General features: G+C 69.5%; 21 protein-coding genes and 1 tRNA gene. 13 read left to right on the top strand and 9 right to left on the bottom strand.

The window, feature by feature from the left end; genetic code table 11:
* Positions 1–10 precede the first annotated feature (10 nt).
* Together Q9S78_RS00905 and Q9S78_RS00910 are read right to left on the bottom strand one after the other, a co-directional pair.
* A complete protein-coding gene (locus Q9S78_RS00905; protein ID WP_311858207.1) occupies positions 11–1,780 on the bottom strand; it encodes a BCCT family transporter in 1,770 nt (589 codons plus the stop codon).
* Between the two features lie 67 nt (positions 1,781–1,847).
* On the bottom strand, positions 1,848–2,363 hold the full coding sequence (locus Q9S78_RS00910) for a MarR family winged helix-turn-helix transcriptional regulator (RefSeq protein ID WP_020098460.1): 516 nt from the start codon (positions 2,361–2,363) through the stop codon (positions 1,848–1,850).
* A 143-nt stretch (positions 2,364–2,506) separates the two neighbouring features.
* Here Q9S78_RS00910 and Q9S78_RS00915 point away from each other — a divergent pair, with 143 nt between their 5' ends.
* Entirely contained in the window at positions 2,507–2,944 is a 438-nt protein-coding gene (locus tag Q9S78_RS00915) for a hypothetical protein (protein ID WP_311868265.1), read from the top strand.
* Positions 2,945–2,950: 6 nt separating this feature from the next.
* Here the strand turns inward: Q9S78_RS00915 and dcd are convergent, their stop codons facing one another.
* Together dcd and Q9S78_RS00925 are read right to left on the bottom strand one after the other, a co-directional pair.
* Positions 2,951–3,556 carry a dCTP deaminase gene (gene dcd / locus Q9S78_RS00920; RefSeq protein ID WP_311868268.1) on the bottom strand — a complete coding sequence of 202 codons (606 nt, stop codon included), beginning with the start codon at positions 3,554–3,556 and terminating at the stop codon, positions 2,951–2,953.
* Between the two features lie 60 nt (positions 3,557–3,616).
* A complete protein-coding gene (locus Q9S78_RS00925) occupies positions 3,617–5,641 on the bottom strand; it encodes a beta-galactosidase (protein WP_311868271.1) in 2,025 nt (674 codons plus the stop codon).
* A 60-nt stretch (positions 5,642–5,701) separates the two neighbouring features.
* On the opposite strand from Q9S78_RS00925, the gene Q9S78_RS00930 reads away from it, so the two are divergent.
* Complete coding sequence (locus tag Q9S78_RS00930; protein ID WP_311868273.1) at positions 5,702–6,292, top strand: TetR/AcrR family transcriptional regulator; 591 nt, start codon at positions 5,702–5,704, stop codon at positions 6,290–6,292.
* On the opposite strand, the gene Q9S78_RS00935 is transcribed toward Q9S78_RS00930, so the two are convergent.
* The gene (locus Q9S78_RS00935) at positions 6,276–7,325 is read right to left on the bottom strand and encodes a zinc-binding dehydrogenase (protein WP_311868277.1); all 1,050 of its coding nucleotides are present in this window, start codon (positions 7,323–7,325) and stop codon (positions 6,276–6,278) included. The genes Q9S78_RS00930 and Q9S78_RS00935 overlap by 17 nt on opposite strands.
* Before the next feature lie 19 nt (positions 7,326–7,344).
* Positions 7,345–8,229, bottom strand: coding sequence for a LysR family transcriptional regulator (locus tag Q9S78_RS00940; protein WP_311868279.1), 885 nt, complete (start codon positions 8,227–8,229; stop codon positions 7,345–7,347).
* A 69-nt stretch (positions 8,230–8,298) separates the two neighbouring features.
* Between Q9S78_RS00940 and Q9S78_RS00945 the strand changes: the two genes are divergently transcribed.
* The 3 genes from Q9S78_RS00945 (at position 8,299) to Q9S78_RS00955 (ending at position 9,992) form a co-directional block, all read left to right on the top strand.
* Complete coding sequence (locus Q9S78_RS00945) at positions 8,299–9,471, top strand: MFS transporter (protein ID WP_311868281.1); 1,173 nt, start codon at positions 8,299–8,301, stop codon at positions 9,469–9,471.
* A gap of 28 nt (positions 9,472–9,499) precedes the next feature.
* Positions 9,500–9,856, top strand: a complete 357-nt coding sequence (locus Q9S78_RS00950; protein WP_311868283.1) for a hypothetical protein — start codon at positions 9,500–9,502, stop codon at positions 9,854–9,856.
* 62 nt (positions 9,857–9,918) lie between these two features.
* Positions 9,919–9,992, top strand: a tRNA-Gly gene (locus Q9S78_RS00955).
* 80 nt (positions 9,993–10,072) lie between these two features.
* Here the strand turns inward: Q9S78_RS00955 and Q9S78_RS00960 are convergent.
* Complete coding sequence (locus Q9S78_RS00960; protein ID WP_311868286.1) at positions 10,073–10,561, bottom strand: hypothetical protein; 489 nt, start codon at positions 10,559–10,561, stop codon at positions 10,073–10,075.
* A gap of 97 nt (positions 10,562–10,658) precedes the next feature.
* Here Q9S78_RS00960 and zapE point away from each other — a divergent pair, with 97 nt between their 5' ends.
* Positions 10,659–11,651 (top strand): cell division protein ZapE, encoded by a 993-nt coding sequence (zapE, locus tag Q9S78_RS00965; protein ID WP_311868289.1) that lies wholly within the window; start codon positions 10,659–10,661, stop codon positions 11,649–11,651.
* A 75-nt stretch (positions 11,652–11,726) separates the two neighbouring features.
* Here the strand turns inward: zapE and Q9S78_RS00970 are convergent, their stop codons facing one another.
* Positions 11,727–13,571: an alpha/beta hydrolase family protein gene (locus Q9S78_RS00970; RefSeq protein WP_311868292.1), complete on the bottom strand. Its 1,845-nt coding sequence runs from the start codon at positions 13,569–13,571 to the stop codon at positions 11,727–11,729.
* 220 nt (positions 13,572–13,791) lie between these two features.
* Between Q9S78_RS00970 and Q9S78_RS00975 the strand changes: the two genes are divergently transcribed.
* From Q9S78_RS00975 to Q9S78_RS01005, 7 genes are all read left to right on the top strand, one after another.
* Positions 13,792–14,088, top strand: coding sequence for a YrhK family protein (locus Q9S78_RS00975; RefSeq protein WP_311868295.1), 297 nt, complete (start codon positions 13,792–13,794; stop codon positions 14,086–14,088).
* An 18-nt stretch (positions 14,089–14,106) separates the two neighbouring features.
* Positions 14,107–15,333 (top strand): DUF2254 domain-containing protein, encoded by a 1,227-nt coding sequence (locus Q9S78_RS00980; RefSeq protein WP_311868298.1) that lies wholly within the window; start codon positions 14,107–14,109, stop codon positions 15,331–15,333.
* A 109-nt stretch (positions 15,334–15,442) separates the two neighbouring features.
* Positions 15,443–16,741, top strand: coding sequence for a TrkH family potassium uptake protein (locus Q9S78_RS00985; RefSeq protein ID WP_311868301.1), 1,299 nt, complete (start codon positions 15,443–15,445; stop codon positions 16,739–16,741).
* The gene (locus Q9S78_RS00990) at positions 16,734–17,432 is read left to right on the top strand and encodes a potassium channel family protein (protein ID WP_311868303.1); all 699 of its coding nucleotides are present in this window, start codon (positions 16,734–16,736) and stop codon (positions 17,430–17,432) included. Before Q9S78_RS00985 ends, Q9S78_RS00990 begins: the two co-directional genes overlap by 8 nt.
* A gap of 90 nt (positions 17,433–17,522) precedes the next feature.
* On the top strand, positions 17,523–18,884 hold the full coding sequence (gene nhaA, locus Q9S78_RS00995; protein WP_311868306.1) for a Na+/H+ antiporter NhaA: 1,362 nt from the start codon (positions 17,523–17,525) through the stop codon (positions 18,882–18,884).
* Positions 18,885–18,968: 84 nt separating this feature from the next.
* Entirely contained in the window at positions 18,969–19,469 is a 501-nt protein-coding gene (locus tag Q9S78_RS01000; RefSeq protein ID WP_311858230.1) for a hypothetical protein, read from the top strand.
* A gap of 113 nt (positions 19,470–19,582) precedes the next feature.
* Entirely contained in the window at positions 19,583–20,335 is a 753-nt protein-coding gene (locus Q9S78_RS01005) for an SDR family oxidoreductase (protein ID WP_116227682.1), read from the top strand.
* Between the two features lie 56 nt (positions 20,336–20,391).
* Here Q9S78_RS01005 and Q9S78_RS01010 read toward each other — a convergent pair whose 3' ends face one another.
* On the bottom strand, positions 20,392–20,736 hold the full coding sequence (locus tag Q9S78_RS01010) for a hypothetical protein (protein ID WP_311858233.1): 345 nt from the start codon (positions 20,734–20,736) through the stop codon (positions 20,392–20,394).
* Positions 20,737–20,793 lie beyond the last annotated feature (57 nt).

The following is a 20,793-nucleotide window of genomic DNA, read 5'->3' on the forward strand; positions in this document are numbered from 1 at the left end:
CCGGGGCGGGTCAGTCGGCCCGCTCCGGCGGCTTCTCAGAACCGCCCCGGGGTGCCCGCGTGGGGATCGCACGCCGCACGAAGGCGGGGAGGCTCAGTCCGCGCTCGTTGGGCTCCTCGACCTCGAGACCGTAGTGGTCGCCGATGTCGGCGACGAACCGTCGCCGTTCCGCGCGCGCATACGCCGCTCGCTCCCGTTGGAAGGCGAGGACGGTCGACCAGCACATCAGCAGCATGACGACCGAGAACGGCAGGGCGATGAGGATCGCGGCCGTCTGCAGCGCCTCGAGGCCGCCCGCGAGCAGGAGCGCACTGGCCAGGACCGCGGTCAGGGCGACGAAGAACACGCGCACCCAGCGCTTCGGTTCGGGGTTGCCGCCGGAGGCGATCATGCCCATGACGAGCGCACCCGAATCAGCCGAGGTCACGAAGAAGACGGCGATGAGGACGATGGCTCCGATGGTGAGGACGGCGCCACCGGGCAGGTACGAGAACAGCTGGAACAGCGCGCCCTGCAGGTCGACCTTGCCGTCGGGGCCGAGCATCGAACCGGGGTCCGTCGTCTCCTTCAGGATCGCGGAACCGCCGAGGACGGCGAACCAGATCACGCCGACCAGCGTCGGAACGAGCAGGACGCCGGCGACGAACTGACGGACCGTGCGCCCCTTACTCACGCGAGCGATGAAGATGCCCACGAAGGGGGCCCACGAGATCCACCAGCCCCAGTAGAACGAGGTCCACGCCGCCTGCCATTCCTCGCCTTCCGTTCCTTGGAAAGCGCTGACGGTGAACGAGAGCCCGACGAAGTTCTGGATGTAGGCGCCGATCGACTGCACCCATTCGCGCAGCAGGTACTCGGTGCTGCCGAAGAACAGCAGGAAGAGCAGGAGGAGGCCCGCGAGGATGAGGTTGAGGCTCGAGAGCCACTTCATGCCCTTGGTGACACCCGAGATGACGGACATGAGGACGAAGAGCGAGATGACGAAGATGAGGATGATCTCGGTGAACTCGTTGAGCTCCGGCATCCCTGCCGCCGTCAACCCGGATCCGATCTGCGTCACACCCAGCCCGAGGGAGGTGGCGACGCCGAAGAGGGTCCCGACGAGGGCGACCGCGTCGATGACGTTGCCGGCGGCGCCGTGGACCCGCTTGCCGAGCAGCGGCTCGAGCGCCCAGCGGATCGAGATGGGGCGCTTGCGGCGGTGGATCGCGTAGGCGAGCGCCACGCCGACCACGACGTACATCGCCCATGCCTGCACGCCCCAGTGGAGGTAGGTCTGGGTGAGTGCCGCGCTCGCGAGCTGGGCGCTGTTGCCCTCGACCCCGGGGCGCGGAGTGACGAAGTGGCTGAGCGGCTCGCTCACGCCGTAGAAGACCAGACCGATGCCCATGCCCGCGGCGAAGAGGAGGGAGAACCATGCCCCGGTTGAGAACTCGGGTTCGTCGTCGTCGCGGCCGAGCTTGATGTCACCGAACCGGCTGAAGCCGATGAAGATGGCGAAGGCGACGAAGAACGCGGCGATGAGCACGTAGTACCAGTTGAACGCGTTGACGATCGTCGTCTGCACCCCGCCGAAGAACGCCTCGGCCTGCGCGGGAAGCAGAATGGCGAACAGGCTGAAGCCGACGATCAGGACCGCGGCCGGCCAGAACACCCATGGGGCGATCGCCCGGGTGAAGGCTGCGGGGCTCGTCCCCTTGCCGTTCTCGTTGGGGACGACCAGGGCTGCGCCCGACTCGGCATCGGCGCTCGGGGAGGACTGCTGCTCGGTACTCACCACTCCAGGGTGGCATCCGACGCGGATCCGTTCATCTCCTTGCGCGGGCGAGGCGCGCCGGGTTAGCGCCTCAGTCGCGGGGCCAGGATGCCGCGAGCTTGCCGAGCAGGCGGACGAGCTCCGCGCGCTCCTCCGCCGTGAAGTCGGCCAGTGCCTGCGACAGCCGCTCGCGGCGCTCGCCCCGGAAGTCGCCCGCCCGTCGCCGCCCCTCGGCGGTGAGCGCGATGCGGGTGCGCCGAGCGTCGTCGGGATCGGCCTCGCGCGCGGCGAAGCCGAGCTCGACCGCCTGCTGCACGAGCCGCGACGCCCGTGGCTGGTCGACGCCGATCGCCTCGGCGATCTCGCTCACCGAGAGGGGGTTCTCCGCGTGCACCAGGGCGTCGAGCAACCGGATGCGGGCAGGGGCGCCGGCGAGGCGCGCACCGGGACCGAACCCGCGCTCCCCCCGCATCCAGGGCGGGCCGCCGCCGTCGGAGTGAGGTCCGTGCGCGTGGAGTCCGCCGGGATGGTGGCGGTGCGGACCGCGGCCGCGCATCTGCGCGAAGGCGGCGAGGAGCGCGTCGAGGTCGCCGGTGGGATCGGTCACCCCTCGACGATACCGCTCGGCGCGCCATCCATGTCACTTGACATGCAACACGGATACATGTCACACTGCATGTACTTGCACAGTGACATGCAATGGTCATCGCGGACAGTCCGCCGATGACAGGACGTCTCGGAAGGACACCCATGAACACCTCGATCAACGACACCCTCGGATTCCGACTCAAGCTTGTCCACCGCCTGCTGGCGCGCGAGCTCCACGACGAAACGGCGTCGGACGGAGCGGACCTCCAGGCCCGCATCTCCACCGCCGTCCCCGAGGACGACTACGACACTCTGCTGCGTTCGCTCGACGCGATCGCGCGGGCACTCGGCTGGGACGAATCGCAGCCGATGCCACCCCGCCCCGGGCGCGGCCACCGGCACAGCGGCTTCGGCCCGCGCGGCGGGTTCGGGCACGGACACGGGTTCGGCCCGCGGCACAGCCACGGCGGGCACGGGCACGGCGAACACGGTCGCGACTGCGGCCACGGCGAGCGCCGCGGTTTCGCGCCGCACCCCGCCGTCGCCGAGGCCTTTAAGCGCGGCTTCAGCCGCGGCTATGAGCAGGCGCAGCGCGACTGAGCGCGGTCAGTTCCCCTTCGCACCGGCGTCGGTCGTCCCGACGTCGGTGCGGTGGAAGTTCTGGAACGAACGGGATGCCGTCGGCCCCCGCTGACCCTGGTACCGGTTCTTGTACGGGCCGGTGCCGTAGGGGTTCTCGGCCGGCGAGCTCAGGCGGAAGAAGCAGAACTGCCCGATCTTCATACCCGGCCACAGCTTGATGGGGAGCGTCGCGACGTTCGCGAGCTCGAGCGTCACATGACCCGAGAAGCCGGGATCGATGAAGCCCGCCGTCGAATGGGTGATGAGACCCAGGCGACCGAGGGAGCTCTTGCCCTCGAGGCGCGCGGCCACGTCGTCGGGCAGCGTGATCTGCTCGAACGTCGCGCCGAGCGCGAACTCACCCGGGTGCAGGATGAACGGCTCGTCGGGAGCGACCTCGATGAGACGCGTCAGCTCGGGCTGGTCCTCGGACGGATCGATGAACGGGTACTTGTGGTTGTCGAACAGCCGGAAGTACCGGTCGAGCCGCACGTCGACACTCGACGGCTGGACCATCGTCGGGTCCCACGGGTCGAGGCCGATGCGGCCTCCGTCGATCTCGCCTCGGATGTCGCGGTCGCTGAGCAGCACGCGGCCAGCCTACTGGCCGCCGAAGGCAGCACGCGGCCAGCCACCCGGCGCATCGCACCCTCAGCGCGCGACGCGGACGACCACCACGCTCCGCGGCCGCACCGAGACGACACCGGATGCCGCGGCCGCGCCGACGAGCACGTCGCCCGCCACCGGCACCACGACCTCGTCGTCGGTGCGGTTCGAGAGGAAGACATACCGCGCCTCGTCGTCGCCGCGCTCGATGACGTCGAGCCGGCCGTCCGCCGACCGCGGGTCGCCGGCGAGGGCGTCCAGCCCCAGCCCTGCGAGCACCGCGCGGACGCCATCCCGTCCGATGTCGGTCGACACGTACGTCGCCGACCCGCCCCCGCGCAGGCTCCGCCGGGTCACCGCAGGTGCACCGGCGAGGTCGCCGTCGGCATAGGTGTCGAGGACCTCGACGTCGTCGCCGACGTGCACGATCCGCTCGGTCCAGCCGTGCGCGACGGCTCCCGAGGCGAGGGCGATGCGCACGTCGGGCAACAGCGGCACGAACTCCTCGACCATGACGCCGAGCAGCTCGCGCAATGCGCCGGGGTAGCCGCCGAGCCAGACGCGGTCGTTCTCGTCGACGATGCCCGAGAAGTACGTCGTGATGAGGTGGCCACCGGCATCCGTGTACGCCTCGAGACGCGACCGCAGGGCGTCGGGCATGACGTGCAGCATCGGGGCGATGAGCACCTCGTACCCGTCGAAGGCCGCACCGACGGGGATGACGTCGGCGCGGACGCCGAGGTCGAGCAGCGCGCGGTACCAGGCGAGGGTCTCGTCGTCGTAGGCGGGCGAGTCCGACGGGTGCGCGTCGCGCCCGCTCACCCACCACGACTCGTAGTCGACGACGATCGCGACGCGCGCCTTCTCGCGACGCGATCCGGTGACCGGCGACAGGTCGCGGAGTGCCCCGCCGAGAGTGACGACGTCGCGGAACACGCGGCTGTTCTCGCCCGCGTGGGGCACCATGCCGGAGTGGTAGCGCTCGCCGCCGGCGCGCGACTGTCGCCACTGGAAGTAGCAGACCGCGTCGGCGCCGTGGCCGACGTGCGTGAGGGCGTCGCGCACGAGCTCGCCGGAGCGCTTGGGCGTGTTGACCTCGCGCCAGTTCACGGCGCTCGTCGCGTGCTCCATGAGGAACCACGGCAGCCCGCCGGCGATGTTGCCGGTCAGGTTGGCCCAGAACGAGAGGTCGTCGCGGCCGAACTCGCCGGGTCGCAGGTAGTGGTCGTTCGAGACGAAGTCGACGTCGTCCACCCACGACGGGTAGTCGATGTCGCGGACGTTCTGGGCGACCATGAAGTTCGTCGTCCGCGGGATGCCGGGGGTCACCTCGTCGAGCACGGCCGCCTCGGCGCGCAGGTGGTCGCGGACGGCATCCGACGAGAAGCGCTCGAAGTCGAGCTGCTGCCCGGGGTTGCGGATCGTCGGCGCCGATCGCGGCGGCAGGATCTCGTCCCACTCCTCGTAGTGCTGCGACCAGAACGCCGTGCCCCATGCGTCGTTGAGGGCCTCGATCGTTCCGTAGCGGGCCTCGAGCCACACGCGGAACGCCCGCGCGGCGTCATCGGAGTAGTCGTAGAGGTTGTGGCATCCGAGCTCGTTGGAGATGTGCCACGCGACGACGGCGGGGTGGTCGCCGTACCGCTCGGCGAGCGCGCGCACGAGACGCAGGGCGTACTCGCGGAAGACCGGCGACGTCGGCCGCCAGTGCTGGCGGGCGCCGGGCCAGAGGATCGTGCCGTCGACGGTCTGCGGCAGGATCTCGGGATGCTGCCGGGCCATCCACGACGGCGGCGACGCGGTCGCGGTGGCCAGGTCGACGTCGATGCCGTTCGCGTGCAGCAGCTCGATGATCTCGTCGAGCCACGCGAAGTCGAACTCGCCGGGACGCGGTTCGAGCAGGCCCCACGAGAAGATGCCGAGCGAGACGATGTTGACGCCCGCCTCGCGCATGAGACGGATGTCGTCGTCCCACACCTCGCGAGGCCACTGCTCGGGGTTGTAGTCGGCGCCGTAGCGCATGGTCCCGGGCTCCTGCGAGCCGTCCTTCACCCAGCGATAGTTCTGCACGCGACCACGCTAGCCCAAAAACGTGCAGGTGCACGGTTTCACGTGATCTACTGTTCGACTATGACCGATGCACCGGCCCGCGGACCGTACGCGAAGTCCGCCGCGCGGCGCAGCGAGATCATCGCGACCGCGACGGCCGTCTTCGGCACGCACGGGTACCGGGGCGGGTCGCTGCGCCAGATCGCGAAGCAGCTTGACCTCGGCCTCACGACCGTCATGCACCACTTCCCCACGAAGGTGTCGCTGCTCGCGGCCGTCCTCTCGCAGGAGGATGCCGCCGACACGGACTTCCTCGAGCGCTCCGCGCGGGACAGCTTCATCCCGACGGTGCTCGCGATCGTCGAGCGGAACATCGCCCGACGCGAGCTCGTGCGCATGTTCACGGTCGTCCAGGCCGAGGCGACGCACGCCGACCACGAGGCGCACGAGTGGCTGCGGCAGCGCTACGCGTCGGTCATCCCCGACTACCGCGACGCGATCGAGCACGACCGCGCGGCCGGACGCCTGACCACGACGGCCGACGCGACGATGCTCGCCGACCTCGTGATCGGCACGTGGGAGGGCATCCAGGTGCGGTGGCTCGCCGACGGCACGGACCCCGTCGCCGCGATGCGCGTCGCACTGGGCGCTCTGCTCAAGCCGAAGGCGTGAGCCGCGGGTCGATCATCGTCATCCCCGCCGGCGAGGCCGAGTCCATGACCGGCAGCAGCTCGGCGGCCTGCTCGAGCGACACGGTCCGCTCGATGAGGTCCTGCGGGCGGAGCGTGCCGCGGGCGATGAGCTCCAGCATCCCGGGGTAGTCCTCGGCCGCCATGCCGTGACTGCCGAGCAGGTCGAGCTCCCACGCGATGGCCCGTGCCAGCGGTGCAGGGGTGAGGCCGGATGCCGAGGGCAGCAGCCCGACCTGCACGTGCCGACCCCGGCGGCGCAGGCTGTGGATGGCATCCGCGCAGGTCTGTTCGCTGCCGACGGCGTCGACCGAGACGTGGGCCCCGCCGCCCGTGACCGCGTGGACGGCCTCGGGCACGTCACGCCCGTCCGCGACGATGACCTCGTCCGCGCCGAGCGTGCGGGCGACGTCGAGCGCCGCGGTCGACCGGTCGACCGCGATCACCTTCGCGCCGAGCGCCTTCGCGATCATGACGGCGCTGAGGCCCACCCCGCCGGCCCCGACGATCACGACCCACTCTCCCGCGGCCAGCTGCGCACGGGCGGTGAGCGTGCGGTAGGCGGTGGCGAAGCGGCATCCGAGTGCGGCGGCAGCGGCGAACGAGATCGACTCCGGCACGGCGACGAGGTTGCGGTCGGCGGCGTGGAGGGCGACCCGCTCGGCGAACGATCCCCAGTGGGTGAAGCCGGGCTGCTGCTGGTCGGGGCAGACCTGCGCGTTGCCACTGCGGCACCACTCGCACCGGCCGCATCCGCAGACGAACGGCACCGTGACCCGGTCGCCGACCGCCCACTTCTCGACGCCCGCGCCGACCTCGACGACGACGCCCGCCAGCTCGTGCCCGGGAACGTGGGGCAGGGCGATGTCGTCGTGTCCGACCCAGGCGTGCCAGTCGCTGCGGCAGAGGCCCGTCGCGTGCACCTCGATGACGGCGCCGCCCGAGGGAGCGACCGGATCGGGGACCTCGGTGACGACGAGGGGTCCTGCGATCTGTTCCATCACCATCGCGCGCATGCCTCGATTCTGCCGGGCGTCAGGACCGCGTGAGCTCCCGGAGCACGGCGATGACGTCGTCGACCGCAGGCGGGCGGGGGCCAGCCCGGAAGACCACGCTCATGTCGCGCGCCGCGCGCGGATCGTCGATCGGCCGCTGGACACACCCGTCGAGTGGATGCGGCACCTCGGGGCCGATCGCGATGCCGAGCCCGGCGGCGACGAGGCCGTGCAGCGTGCGCAGATCGTCACCCTCGAAGGCGATGTCGAGCGGCACGCCTTCGGCGGCGAAGAGCTGCTCGAGCGTGCGGCGCAGTCCGTACCCCGGCTTGAGCGTGACGTGCGTCTCGCCGACGACGTCCGCGAGCGTGACCCGCGCGGCCGTCGCGAGCCGGTGTCCCTCGGGGACGACGACCACGAGCGGCTCGTCGTAGAGGTGGAGCGTTTCTCCGGAGGGATGCGTCGCGGCGGCCCCCGAGACGATCGCGAGGTCGGTCCGTCCGGAGTCGAGTTCGGCCAGGCACCCGTCGCGCGCGCCCTGCCACAGCTGCACCCGGATGTCGGGGCGCTCCTCGCGCAGCCGCCGGACGAGCCGGGGGACGAGGTTCTCACCGAGCGAGTTCTGGAATGCGAGCCCGACGGTCGACCGGGCGTCGTCGAGGGAGTCGAGCGCATCCTGCGCGGCGCGGAGGGCGACGCGCACTCCGGGCAGCATCCGACGCGCGGCGTCGGTGAGTCGGATGCCGCGGCCGTCCCGCGCGACCAAGGTGACGCCGAGCCGCGACTCGAGCTGGCGGAGCGCGCGGCTCACGGTCGGCTGCGGCACCCCGAGGGTCTCGGCCGCGCGGGTGACGTGCTCGTCGTCTCCCAGCGCGTCGAGCAGCGGAAGGTGCGGCAGGAGGTCGGTCACACGATCACGACTCATGCAGGAACGCTATCGCTCCACGCGTATGGGTATTGGATCTGCATGCGACAGATGCCTACCGTGGAGCGGGTGACGACCGTCAGCATCCCTCCCCTCACCGCGTCGCCCCGCCGGCTCGGCGCCGCGATGTGGACGACGGGGATCGCGACCTTCGGGGTGCTCTACGCGCCGCAGGGCCTGCTGACGGGCATCGCCGAGACGTACCGGCTCACCGCCGCCGACGCGTCGTGGGTCGTGTCGGCCGCGACCCTCGGGCTCGCGCTCTCGATCCTGCCGTGGGCGCTGGTCGCCGACCGGTTCGGACGCAGACGGATGCTGCGCGTCGCCGCCGTGGCCGCGGCGGTCATCGCCGTCGCATCGCCGCTGCTGCCGGGGTTCGCCGGGCTGCTCGCGGGACGGTTCCTGCTCGGCGTCGCGCTCGGCGGCATCCCGGCTCTTGCGGTCGCCTACGTTCACGAGGCCGCCGGCCCGCAGCGCGCGGGGGTCGCCGCAGGAGCGTACGTCGCCGCGACGAGCGTGGGCGGTCTCGCGGGACGCCTCGTCGCCGCCCCGGTCGGCGAGATCGTCGGGTGGCGGCTGTCGCTGGAGCTCCTCGGCATCCTCGCGGCGGCCCTGACGGTGCTGTTCGCGGTACTGCTGCCGCCGACCGAGGAGCATCGGCCGGTGTCCCTCGCCCGCAGCCTGCGCATCCTCGGACGGCAGGCCGTCAACGTGCGCGCGCTGCCGCTGTATGCGATCGGCGCGATGGTGGTCGGGGCGATGGTCGCCGTCTTCAACGCGCTGGGCTTCCGCCTCGAGGCGGCGCCCTACTTCTTGTCGGCGACGGCGGTCTCGCTCGTGTTCCTGACGTACCTGTCGGGCACGGTGACGTCGCGGCTGTCGGGCGCGCTCGTCCAGCGCTTCGGGACACGGATGCCGCTGGTCGCCGGCGGGGCCGCGATGACCGTCGGCGCCGCCGTCACGCTGGCGTCGCCGGTGGCCGTCATCGTGGTCGGCGTCCTCCTCATCACGGCCGGGATGTTCCTCGCCCACGCGACGGCCAACGCCGCGACGGCGCGGGCCGGCGGCTCTGGTCGGCAGCACGCCGTCGCGCTCTACAGCGTCGCGTATTACATCGGCTCGAGTGTGCTCGGCACCGTCGGCGCCGCCGCGTGGACCGCGGCGGGATGGGTGGCGTTGGCCGGGCTCGTCGCGGTGCTCGGCGTGCTGGTCGCTCTGGCCTCCGTCAAGGTGCGGGACTGACGACGTAGCCCTCGCTACAGTGCCGGGCATGGACAACTACGGAAGTTACGCGGGGCTCGGCGCCGGCCTGATCATCATGGCGGTCGTCCTCTACGTGGGCACGTTCGCCCTGGCGATCTGGGTGGGCTACCTGATCCAGCGCACCGCCGTGAAGAACGGGATGCTGCGCGCGATGCAGGAGAGCGGAATGACCTTCGCTCCCCGCCCCGGCGCGCCCTACCCCGGGGGTGCACAGCCTGGAGCCGGGCATCCGGGAGCTCAGCCGCCCTACCCCGGTCAGGCACCGCAGGCGGGTCAGCCGCCGCGCCCCGCTCAGCCGCCGGTGGGAGGCCAGCCGCCGGTTCCGCCGCAGACGCCTCCGCCGGTGCCTCCGACGAACCTCTGAGCACCGCGACGGGCGGGCGTCCCCGAGCCTTGCTAGGCTTACGGGGCGCCTCCGGGCGCAATGGGGCTGTAGTTCAATGGCAGAACATCTGCTTCCCAAGCAGATAGCGCGGGTTCGATTCCCGTCAGCCCCTCCACTGTCACTTTTCGTGCCGCGTCCCGTGTGGCTTCCGACCGTCCTCCCAGCCGATTTTTCCGGGACCGGCGGATGCGGGGGTTATCGCCCCAAAGTAGCTCCCGGCCGATCCGCCGCATCCACCTCGTCAATGGTCCCGACACTCTCGTAGGCGTCGAATAGTTCCGGAGAACCCCACTCGGTCTTCGACACGGTGCCATCCGGCCACAGCACGATGGCGTCCTTCGGCCCGAGCCAGACCTTGCTGATCTCGATCGTCCGCCCGTCCGTCAACACGAACCGAGTCGACTGCGTCTGCCCACCGGCGAGGTCGTTCAGATCAGACGGAGAGGCGTCGGTCACCGGCATGTCGGAGTACGCGCGCACGAACTCGCTCAGGACCTCAGGAACATCGAGAGTCAACCTGTCGATCGTGTCGGGTACGTCGCCCCACGGGTACTCGTAGTACTCGACGAAGGCGACGTCATCCACCGTGATGCCGAGAGATTTCTCCGCGACGGGCGCGCAGCCGACGAGCAGAGTCACGCAGACCGCGGTCAGGACCGTCGCCACACCCCACAGAGCTCTCATGTGCGTCGAAGCTATCGGCCTCCGCGGCGGTGGGACCACCGGAGTGGATAACGATCCGGACGCAGAAGAGATGCTCGCAGCGTGACACGCTGGGAGCGTGCTGAGCAGAGACGAACTCGTCCACGCGGTCGAGGCCGCGGCATCCGCTCAGGGGTTCACGCTCGACGCGCGGCAGCGGGCGGTCCTGGATCGGCTGGCGAGGCTGGGGAGCGAGCTGGTGGCCGGAGAAGCGCGCAGCCTGTACCTGTGGGGCGACGCCGGCCGCGGCAAGTCCTGGTTGGCGGATGCCGCGTACGCCGCCATCCCGCTGCGCGAGAAGCGTCGTGTCCACTTCCACGGCTTCTTCCACGAACTGCACCGCAGTATCCAGCGGCACCGGGCTGAGCTCGACGCGGCGGAGCGGGCGATCGACGATGCCGTCGGCGACAGCAGACTGCTCTTCTTCGACGAATTGCACGTGCACGATCCGGGAGACGCGCGGCTTCTGACCCGACTGCTCGACCACGCCTTCACCCGCAAGGTGACGGTGCTCGCGACCTCCAACTATGCGCCCGAGGACCTCCTCCCCGACCCGGACTGGCACCACATCTTCGTCCCAGGCATCGCCCTCATCGAGGCGAACATGGACGTGATGCCGCTCCACGGACCGACGGATTACCGGACGGTCACCGAAAACCACACGCGAGGATTCGCGTCGGGAACCTGGTCGACGCGGACCCCGCCGCGGGCGACGACACCACCGCAGCATCTCACTCTGAACGGCCGGGTCTTCCCGGTGACGTCGGCGGATGCCGGCGAGCTGACGCTGACATTCGATCAGCTCTGCCGCACCCCGACATCGACGATCGAGTACCTGCGATGGGCGCAGGATTTCGACCGGTGGACCGTGACGGGTGTCCCCCGCTTCGACGCGGTCGACCCGCCGGCGCAGCAGCGATTCATCAACCTCATCGACGTGCTCGTCGCCGAGGACCTGCCCGTCGACTTCTACGCCGACGTCGACCTGGGCGACTTCCTCGCGGCAGCCTCTCGGCGACCCGACGCGTTCCGCATGGCAAGTCGCCTGCGCCTCCTCGCGACGGCGGACTAGCCGCCCGCCGCGACGTCAGCGGCTCGACGTTGACTCGGTGCCCGGAACGGCCACGCCGTCCCGGGCACCGGTTCGTCAGCTCATCACGAGGGAGTTCGTGACGCTGATCACGGTCACGACGGCTGCATTGAGGAAGCCGGCGATGTACGGGTTGTTCGTCTCGCGGTAGATCTTCCGGCTGATGACCGCGGCGACGGCGAGGATGACGACCACCGGGAACAGCCAGATGCTGAAGATGCCACCGAAGCCGTCGATCGTCTCCCCTGTGATGAAGAACGTCGTGTACTGCGCGACGACCAGCACGATCGGTCCGAGCGAGTTGAACAGCGCGAGCAGCGCGGTGTTCACCCATTCGCGTCCCCGCAGCGTGAAGCGGTTGAACGAGTTGATCGCCACCGAGTTCGCGATGAAGTAGACGAGGAACAGCGGCAGGACGATCAGGGAGTACCCGATCATTTCGGGGTTGAAGGCCTTGACGGCGATCACCCAGAACCGGAAGTCGGTTTTGAAGAAGTAGTCCAGCACGAACACGATCCCGAACGCGGCGACGGTCGTCGTCAGCGCAAGCGCCACGCCGAGACCGAAGCGCCGCCAGCCCGGGATGACACCGACGGCCCGCAGGTCCTGACCGCTGCGGCGACCGAACAGCAGGTACGACACGATCATGATGACGAGACCGGCGACACCGTTGATCGCGGCCCAGATGCCGATGAACCACGGCACACCGGGGGCGATGAGGTTCACCGAACCGAACGCGATCGCACCGGCCCACTCGGCCTGGCTGAGCAGCACGTAGCTGAGGATCGAGAAGACGGCCGTGACGACCAGTCCGCCCCAGAACCACACCAGACCGCGGCGCGTGTTCGCCACCGCCGCGATCGGCTCCGAGACGCGCAGCCCCGCGAAGGCGCGGGTCGACAGCAGCGCCCGTGTGAACGCGACGAGGAAGATGCCGAAGCCGATCAGACCGAGCGTCGTCAGGATCTCCTTGAGCTGCCAGTTCTGGTCTCCTGCCGGCAGCGGGTTCGGTGCGCCGAGGGACTCGTCGAAGAAGTCGACGAGGTGCCCGACGGCCGTGCTCGAGATCGTCGACCACGGGTGCGTCTGCGGCAGCGACCAGACGACGCGCATCGCCTCGGCACCGTCGACGTCCTGGGTGTAGACCTGGCCGGCCGAACGAACATCCGTCGCCTCGGACGGGTCCTGCCCGAAGTGGAGGAACGACTGGGCGTTGGGGGTCGAGAGGTACTCGCGCGGCGGGGTCAGTGCGTTGCCCTCGGCGTCGTAACTGCGGAAGAAGAACTCGTCGTACTGCGCCTGGATGACGCCGGTGTCGCGACTGCCGTAGATGTTCGTGAACGCGCCGGTGTCGTCGACGTACACGGGGTCGTTGTCGACGAGCAGGACCGAGGCGATGAGCGGCGTCTCGGCCTCGTTGTCGACGGCGACCGAGAAGTTCGCCGCACGCGCGCCGTTCGAGTGGCCGGTCACGCCGATCCGGCTCGGGTCGACGTAGGGCAGGTCGGCGATGAGCTTCACGGCGTCGTACATGCCGGTGCCGCCGACGGCTTCCTGGCCGGCGGGGAGCGGGTCGGAGTTGCCGTGCCCGTACATGTCGATCGACAGCACGACATAGCCGCGCCGGGCGAGCTCCACGTAATTGGCGTCCTGCATCTCGCGGTTGTTCCACCACCCGTGGCTGACCACGATCGCCGGGCGCGGATCCTCCGCCGAGACCGCAGCCGGCTTGAACAGCAGGGCGCTCATCTGGCGACCAGAGGCGGCCTCCCACCGCAGGTCCTCGACGGCGACGCTCCCGCCGACGGTTTGCACGAGCGACGCGCCGACGCTGGAGACCAGCATCAGCACAAGTGAGATGGCCAACCAGAAGGTGTTGCGCCGGAAAGTTCGATGCCTCATCGAAAGGTGCTCCTTCACACGCGGACCCCACATCGGGCCCGATATCCACGCCGGGCTCATTCCCGTCGCGCGACCGCCAATCTATGGAGATTCCTATGAACCCGGTGCGGAATGCACACGTGTGCAGGAGCCATGCCGGCTGCACCCCGCCTCGCCGGCATTTTTTGCAGGCGCACCGAACAAAAGTGCAGGGTTCGGATGTCCGTGGTGTCATGGACGCATGGCTTCGACGGATCCCCCGACCGACCGGACCGTCCGCTTCTCGATCGGACACGACGAGATCGTGATCCGCCGGAAGTACGAGGTGGTCAGCATCCTCAACGACGTGATGGTCGCGGGGTGGTTCATCGTCGGCAGCATCCTCTTCTTCTCGGAGTCGACCACGACGGCCGGTACGTGGCTGTTCCTTCTCGGCAGCATCCAGCTGCTCATCCGCCCTGTGATCCGACTCGCTCGGCACGTGCATCTGCGGCGACTCGGCAGCGGCGCGCCGAGTGACACGACCTCCGACTACTGAACGAGGTTGACTACCTCCATGACGACCTCACTGGCACTCCTCCGGCGGATCATGCGAACCGTCTGGGCACGGGCGATCGCCTTCACCGCGGTCGCGGTGATGTTCGCTCTCGCGGCAGGCGTCGTCGGATCGCTGATCCCGTTCGAGCTCCGCGTCGAACTGGGGCAGAACTCCGTCGATTCATTGCTCCAGATCATCGCGACCGCGATGCTCACCGCGACGACCTTCTCGATCACGGCGATGGTGACGGCCTACTCCTCGGCCACCACCATCGCGACACCGCGCTCGACGAAGCTCCTCATCGCAGACCCGACGTCGCAGAACGCGTTGTCGATCTTCCTGGGCGGGTTCGTCTTCGCTCTCGTGGGGATCATCGCCCTCTCGACCGGCTATTACACCGAGCAGGGTCGCACGATCCTGTTCTTCGGCACCCTCGTCGTCATCGCCATCATCGTCGCCACACTTCTGCGCTGGATCGGCCACCTCGCCCGCTTCGGGAGGATGGCCGACGTCATCGACCGGGTCGAGGATGCCGCGACCCGCACCCTGGTGGACTACGCGAAGCATCCCACCCTCGGCGCCCGCGAGCTCCGAGGGGTGCCCGCGGGCGCCTCCTCGGTGACCGCCGCGGCCGGAGGCGAGTACGTCCTGAGCGTCGACGTCGCAAGACTCGACGCACTTGCGGAGAAACACGGGTGCGACCTCTTCGTCACCGCGATCCCGGGCACGATCGCAGACCACCGGCATCCGCTCGCTCATGTGCGCGGCCGTGTGAGCGAGGCGATCGAGAGCGGCATCCGCAGTGCTTTCGTTCTCGGACGCCACCGCGACTACGACCAGGATCCGCGTCTGGGGGTGATCGCGTTGGCCGAGATCGGCAGCCGCGCCCTGTCTCCATCGACCAACGACCCCGGCACCGCCATCGAGGTCATCGCCGCCCTGCAGCGTGTGTTCACCGCTGCCCTCGATTCCCGCGAGCCCGACGGCCAGATCGACCATCCCCACGTGTGGATCGCGCGACCCCGGGTCGATGAGTTGGTGACGGATGCCTTCCGTCCCCTCGCGCGCGACGGCGCCGGGTTCGTCGAGGTGCAGATCCGACTGCAGAAGTGCCTGCGCGCCCTGCGGCTGACAGCGCCGGACGATGCGGTCGCGTTCGACCGCATGGCGGAGGAGTCCCTGCGTCGGGCGGCGAGGCACCTTAGCCGCGCCGAACGACGCGCGGTGCGAGCCGCCCTGTCGTAGAGACCGACCCGCGATGTGAGATCGTAACGACGTGATCACGCGTCGAGGAGCTTCGGGGCCCGATAGCGGAGTCAGACCCCCTCGGACACCTCTCCTCACGCCCGGCCGTGTGATCGCTCTCGCCTTCGGCGGAGCGCTGGCACTCGGCACCGCTCTCCTGAGCCTGCCGATCGCCGTTCAGGGCCGATCCGCGACCTTCATCGAGGCACTGTTCACGGCGACCAGCGCGCTGTGCGTCACGGGCCACATCGTGGTCGACACCCCGGTTTTCTGGTCCCCGTTCGGGCAGGTCGTCATCCTCGCCCTGATCCAGGTCGGCGGATTCGGTGTGATGTCGCTCGCCACGCTGCTCGGGCTCCTCGTCGCACGCCGGCTCGGCCTGCGCACTCGGTTGACGGCCGTGAGCGAAACCCACACGGTCGCCGTCGGTGATGTCCGGCGTGTGCTGACCGGAGTCGCGCTCATCACGCTGATCACTCAGTCGATCGTCGCGACAGCTCTCGCTCTCCGCTTCTGGCTGGGGTACGGCGAGACGGGCGGGCGGGCGATCTGGCTGGGGGTCTTCCACGCCATCTCGAGTTTCAACAACGCGGGCTTCGCGCTGTTCAGCGACAGCCTCATGTCCTTCGTCACGGACCCCTGGATCTGTCTGCCGATCTGCATCGCCATCATCCTGGGCGGGCTGGGGTTCCCCGTCATCATGGAGCTGCGTCGCCGCATCCTGCTCCCCCGCCGATGGACGCTGAACACGATGACGGTGGTGGTCGGCTCGGCCGCTCTGCTCGTCTTCGGCACCGTGGCCCTAACCGCTCTCGAGTGGTCCAATCCGGCCACCCTGGGTGCGCTCCCGCCCGCCGGGCGGCTCCTGGCAGGATTCACGATGTCGGTCATGCCGCGCACCGCCGGCTTCAACTCCATCGACGTCTCGCAGATGCACGAGGAGAGCTGGTTCATCACCGACATCCTGATGTTCATCGGCGGCGGACCCGCCGGAACGGCCGGTGGACTCAAGATCACGACCTTCGCCGTCCTCTTCTTCATCATCGTGGCCGAGCTGCGAGGCGACACCGCGGTCAACATGTTCGGCAAGCGGCTGCCCCGCTCCACCCACCGGGAGGCGCTCACCGTCGCGCTCCTGGCCGTCGCGCTCGTGGTGGGGTCGACCCTCGCGATCATGCTGCTGAGCCCGTTCAGTTTCGACCGGGTGCTCTTCGAAGTCGTCTCCGCCTTCGCGACGGTCGGCTTGTCGACGGGGATCACGGCCGACCTCCCCGTCGCGGCCCAGTTGATCCTCATCATGTTGATGTTCATCGGACGCCTCGGGCCCGTCCTCCTCGGATCCGCCCTCGCCCTCACCACCCAGAAGCGCATGTACGAACTCCCGAAGGAGCGTCCGATCATTGGATAACCCGACTCACTTCTTCTCCCGTCGCCGCCCCCGCGACACGTCCGCCCACGCGGTCGCGGTCATCGGCCTCGGTCGATTCGGCGGAGCCCTGGCCACCGAGCTGACCCGCTCGGGCACCGAGGTCCTCGGGATCGACACCGATGAGGACATCGTCCAGTCCCTCAACGGCGTCCTCACGCACGTCGTGCGCGCGGACTCGACCAAACAGGCTGCCCTCGAACAGCTCGGCGTCGCCGACTTCGACCGCGTCGTCGTCGGCATCGGGTCGGACATCCAGGCCAGCATCCTCACCACATCGCTGCTGAAACGGATGGGAGCCCGGTCCATCTGGGCGAAAGCGATCAGCGAGCAGCACGGGCTCATCCTCGAGCAGCTCGGTATCGAACACGTCATCTTCCCCGAGGCCGACATGGGGCGACGCATCGCCCACCTCGTCCGCGGCGCGATGCTCGACTACGTCGAGTTCGACCGCGACCTCGTCGTCGCCAAGACGGTCGCCCCGCGGGAGATGTCCGGTCTCACACTCGAGCAGTCGGCCGTGCGCCGCCGATTCGGGGTCACGGTCGTCAAGATCAAGGGCTCGGACGGCGAATGGCACGCAGCGGGAGCGTCGTCCGTGGTCGGCGAAGGTGATCTGCTCATCGTCATCGGTCCGGTCGAGAAGACGGAACGGTTCGCCGCGCTCGCCTGACCCTCAGACCGGCCCGCGTAAGATGGTGTGCGGCGCGTCGGGAAGTCTGGTCGACATTTCTGTCTGTCGACCCTTCCGGAGGACCGCCCCGTGAACACGCCGAGCACTGACCGTACCGACCTGCGCGCGCCACGCTGGCGCGGTCACACCGAGGCCGCCCGCGTGTCGGCGATCCTCCGCAAGGAGGCCGTCGGAGGAGCTCTGCTCGTGATCGCCGCCGTCGCAGCCATCGTGTGGGCGAACTCACCGGCATCCGACAGCTACTTCACCCTGCGCGACTTCCGCGTCGGCTATGAACCGTGGCATCTCGAGCTCTCCCTCGGCGCATGGGCGGCCGACGGCCTGCTCGCGATCTTCTTCTTCCTCGTGGGACTCGAACTCAAACGCGAGCTCGTCGTCGGCGATCTACGGCGGTTCAGCACGGCGGTCGTCCCGGTGACGGCGGCGATCGGCGGCGTGGCCGTGCCGGCTCTGATCTACGTCGCCGTGGTGCGCGGGCAGGACGGACTCGCTCAGGGGTGGGCGATCCCCACGGCGACCGACATCGCGTTCGCCGTCGCCGTCCTCGCTCTTGTCGGGTCGCACCTGCCGAGCCCGCTGCGCATCTTCCTGCTCACCCTCGCCGTGGTGGACGACCTGATCGCGATCGGCATCATCGCGGTCTTCTACACCGAGGACATCGCGGTCGTCCCGCTCGCGGTGGCTGTTGCGGTCGTCGCACTCTACGGCTTCATCGCGCAGCGCTACCGGTCGCTGTTCGCCGGCCGCCCGTTCGCGGCCTGGCTGGTTCTCCTGCCGATCGGGTTCGTCGCGTGGGCGTTCCTGCACGCGTCGGGCGTGCACGCCACCATCGCCGGCGTCGCCCTCGCCTTCACGATCCCGGTCAAGGCTGCGCGTGGCGCGACCGACGGCCCCCGCGCGGCCGACCTCGCCCACGAGTTCGAGCACCGCTTCCGCCCGCTGTCGGCCGGCTTCGCCGTACCCGTCTTCGCCTTCTTCGCCGCCGGAGTCGCCGTGGGCGGCACCGACGGCATCCTCCGCGCGGCCACCGATCCGGTCGCCCTCGGCATCGTCGCGGGACTCGTGCTCGGCAAGCCGATCGGCATCCTGCTCGCCGTCCGCGCGCTGACACTCGTGACGAAGATCCGGCTGCACCCGGCGCTGCGGTGGGTCGACCTCCTGGGCGTCGCGCTGCTGGCCGGCATCGGATTCACCGTCTCGCTGTTGATCGCCGAGCTCAGCTTCCCCGCCGGCTCGACCGAGGGTGACGACGCGAAGATCGCCATCATGATCGCGTCCGTACTCGCGGCGCTGATCGCCTCCGGCATCCTCATCGCCCGCAACCGCCGCTACCGCCGGATCGCAGCCGAAGAGACCGTGGATGAGGATGCCGACGGCACGCCCGACATCTATCAGGAAGCGCCTGCGCCCGCATCGCCGCACCAGGGGTAACGTCGCCTGCGCACGAGAAATGGTGAGCCGGGAAGTCTGGTCGGCAGCGGTCGCTCGACCGTTCCCTTCGAACGAAAGCCAGTGATGGAACACCCCGTAGTGACACTCGGCGACACGGACACCGCTGTCGCCCGCGGGATCACCGCCCGCCGACCCCTCGACGGCGAGGAGGTGAGCCGCCCGCGCGCGGTCGTCGCCTTCGCCGATCTGCGCGACTACTCCCGCGTGACGGGCAAGGATCGTCTGCGAGCGCTCGCGACCCTGGCGGCTGTCGAGACGAAGCGGCATGTCGGGGTGCGACAGGTCGTGTTCGCGGTGACTCTCGCGCCACGACACGCGCTGGCGTTCGACCGGATCGCGTCCGCGCTGGGTGCGCGTGTCCACGCGGAACTGGAGCGCGACAATGCGCGGGACGTCGAGGTCACGTTCCTGGATGTCAGCGAGTGCGGGGACGTCCCGGCGCTGACGGAGCGCCTTCTCGACCGTTGCGCGGACCCCGTGGGCCAGCACGGCGTCGTGGTGCTCGACTGGGATGACATCCGCGATCACTCGATCCGGCGAGCCGCGCGGGACCAGTACCTCTGATACCCACTTTTCCGCGCTGGGCAGGAATGCCAACGCCGGGCATCCGTTGTATTCAGATGCATGGCACCGGCCGCGAGAGTCACGGCGTCAGGCCTGCGAAAAGAGGTAACGCAATGGCACGGTTCGACGGCAAGACGGCACTGGTCACCGGCGGCGGCAGCGGCATCGGCGCGGAGATCGCCCGCAAGCTCGCGGCCGAAGGCGCGTCGGTGGTGGTCACCGACATCAAGCTCGACGCGGCCGAGAAGGTCGTGACGCAGATCACGGATGCCGGGGGCACCGCATCCGCGTTCGCTCAGAACACGGCGAAATGGCAGGACTCCGAGACGGCCGTCCGCTACGCGCAGGACACCTACGGCGCCTTGCACCTCGCGGTCAACAACGCCGGCATCGGCGCCGCCCCGCAGAACATCGGCGACTACGACATCGAGGCGTGGGACCGAGTTCGCGCAGTCGACCTCGATGGCGTCTTCTACGGGCTGCGGTTCCAGCTGCCCGCGATCGTGGCTGCCGGCGGCGGCGCGGTCGTCAACATGGCGTCGGTGCTCGGCTCGGTCGGCCTCGCGCAGAACGCGGCCTATGTCGCCAGCAAGCACGCCCTCGTCGGCCTCACAAAGGTGGCGGCCCTCGAGTACACGGCTCAGGGTGTGCGCACGAACGCGGTCGGCCCGGGCTTCATCGACACCCCGCTCGTGCGCGCGAGCCTCTCGGGTGACGCACTGTCGGCCCTCGAGAAGGAGCACGCCGCCGGCCGACTCGGAACGGATGCCGAGGTCGCAGCGCTCACGCTCTTCCTGCTGAGCGACGAGGCATCCTTCATCTCGGGCAGCTACCACCTCGTCGACGGCGGCTACTCCGCCCACTGACGACACTGCTCCGCCCCCGCGAGGACGCTCGTGCGGGGCGGAGCCGCCCCTGCATGTCAGGCGGTCGGCGACGCCTCGATGTGGGCGACCGAGCGCACCTCGAGGTAGCCGCACAGATCCGCGGCGGTCCCGAGTTCCGCGACGAGCGCGGCGGTCTCCTCCGCCGACAGCGCGACCTCGTCGAGCTGAGGCTCGAAGACGACGCGCCAGCGCGCATCGTCGTTCATCGGAGGGCGGACGTAGACCGTCGTCGACGCGTTCCGCAGCGGAACGACGACGAGACCCCCGTCATCCCCCCACGAGTCGTCTTGGATGACGACCTTGATGAGGTCCCCGTCCTGCCGCGCGGCGACGAACTCGTCCAACCAGAGCTGCAAGGTTTCGCGACTGCGGTACGGCATGTGTTCGTCTTCCTGGCGCGACGGCGTGCCGGTGCCCCCGGCGGGACGACGTCGTGC

Origin of the sequence: Microbacterium aquilitoris (assembly GCF_031932285.1) — a bacterium.
GTDB classification, from domain to species: Bacteria; Actinomycetota; Actinomycetes; order Actinomycetales; family Microbacteriaceae; genus Microbacterium; species Microbacterium aquilitoris.

Bases quoted from the DNA above. Each gene is read 5' to 3' on its own strand.
- Q9S78_RS00915 (WP_311868265.1), top strand. From the start codon at position 2,507: ATGAACACCTCGATCAACGACACCCTCGGATTCCGACTCAAGCTTGTC.
- Q9S78_RS00930 (WP_311868273.1), top strand. From the start codon at position 5,702: ATGACCGATGCACCGGCCCGCGGACCGTACGCGAAGTCCGCCGCGCGG.
- Q9S78_RS00935 (WP_311868277.1), bottom strand. From the start codon at position 7,325: ATGCGCGCGATGGTGATGGAACAGATCGCAGGACCCCTCGTCGTCACC.
- Q9S78_RS00940 (WP_311868279.1), bottom strand. From the start codon at position 8,229: ATGAGTCGTGATCGTGTGACCGACCTCCTGCCGCACCTTCCGCTGCTC.
- Q9S78_RS00950 (WP_311868283.1), top strand. From the start codon at position 9,500: ATGGACAACTACGGAAGTTACGCGGGGCTCGGCGCCGGCCTGATCATC.
- Q9S78_RS00960 (WP_311868286.1), bottom strand. From the start codon at position 10,561: ATGAGAGCTCTGTGGGGTGTGGCGACGGTCCTGACCGCGGTCTGCGTG.
- Q9S78_RS00970 (WP_311868292.1), bottom strand. From the start codon at position 13,571: ATGAGGCATCGAACTTTCCGGCGCAACACCTTCTGGTTGGCCATCTCA.
- Q9S78_RS00975 (WP_311868295.1), top strand. From the start codon at position 13,792: ATGGCTTCGACGGATCCCCCGACCGACCGGACCGTCCGCTTCTCGATC.
- Q9S78_RS00980 (WP_311868298.1), top strand. From the start codon at position 14,107: ATGACGACCTCACTGGCACTCCTCCGGCGGATCATGCGAACCGTCTGG.
- Q9S78_RS01000 (WP_311858230.1), top strand. From the start codon at position 18,969: ATGGAACACCCCGTAGTGACACTCGGCGACACGGACACCGCTGTCGCC.
- Q9S78_RS01005 (WP_116227682.1), top strand. From the start codon at position 19,583: ATGGCACGGTTCGACGGCAAGACGGCACTGGTCACCGGCGGCGGCAGC.
- Q9S78_RS01010 (WP_311858233.1), bottom strand. From the start codon at position 20,736: ATGCCGTACCGCAGTCGCGAAACCTTGCAGCTCTGGTTGGACGAGTTC.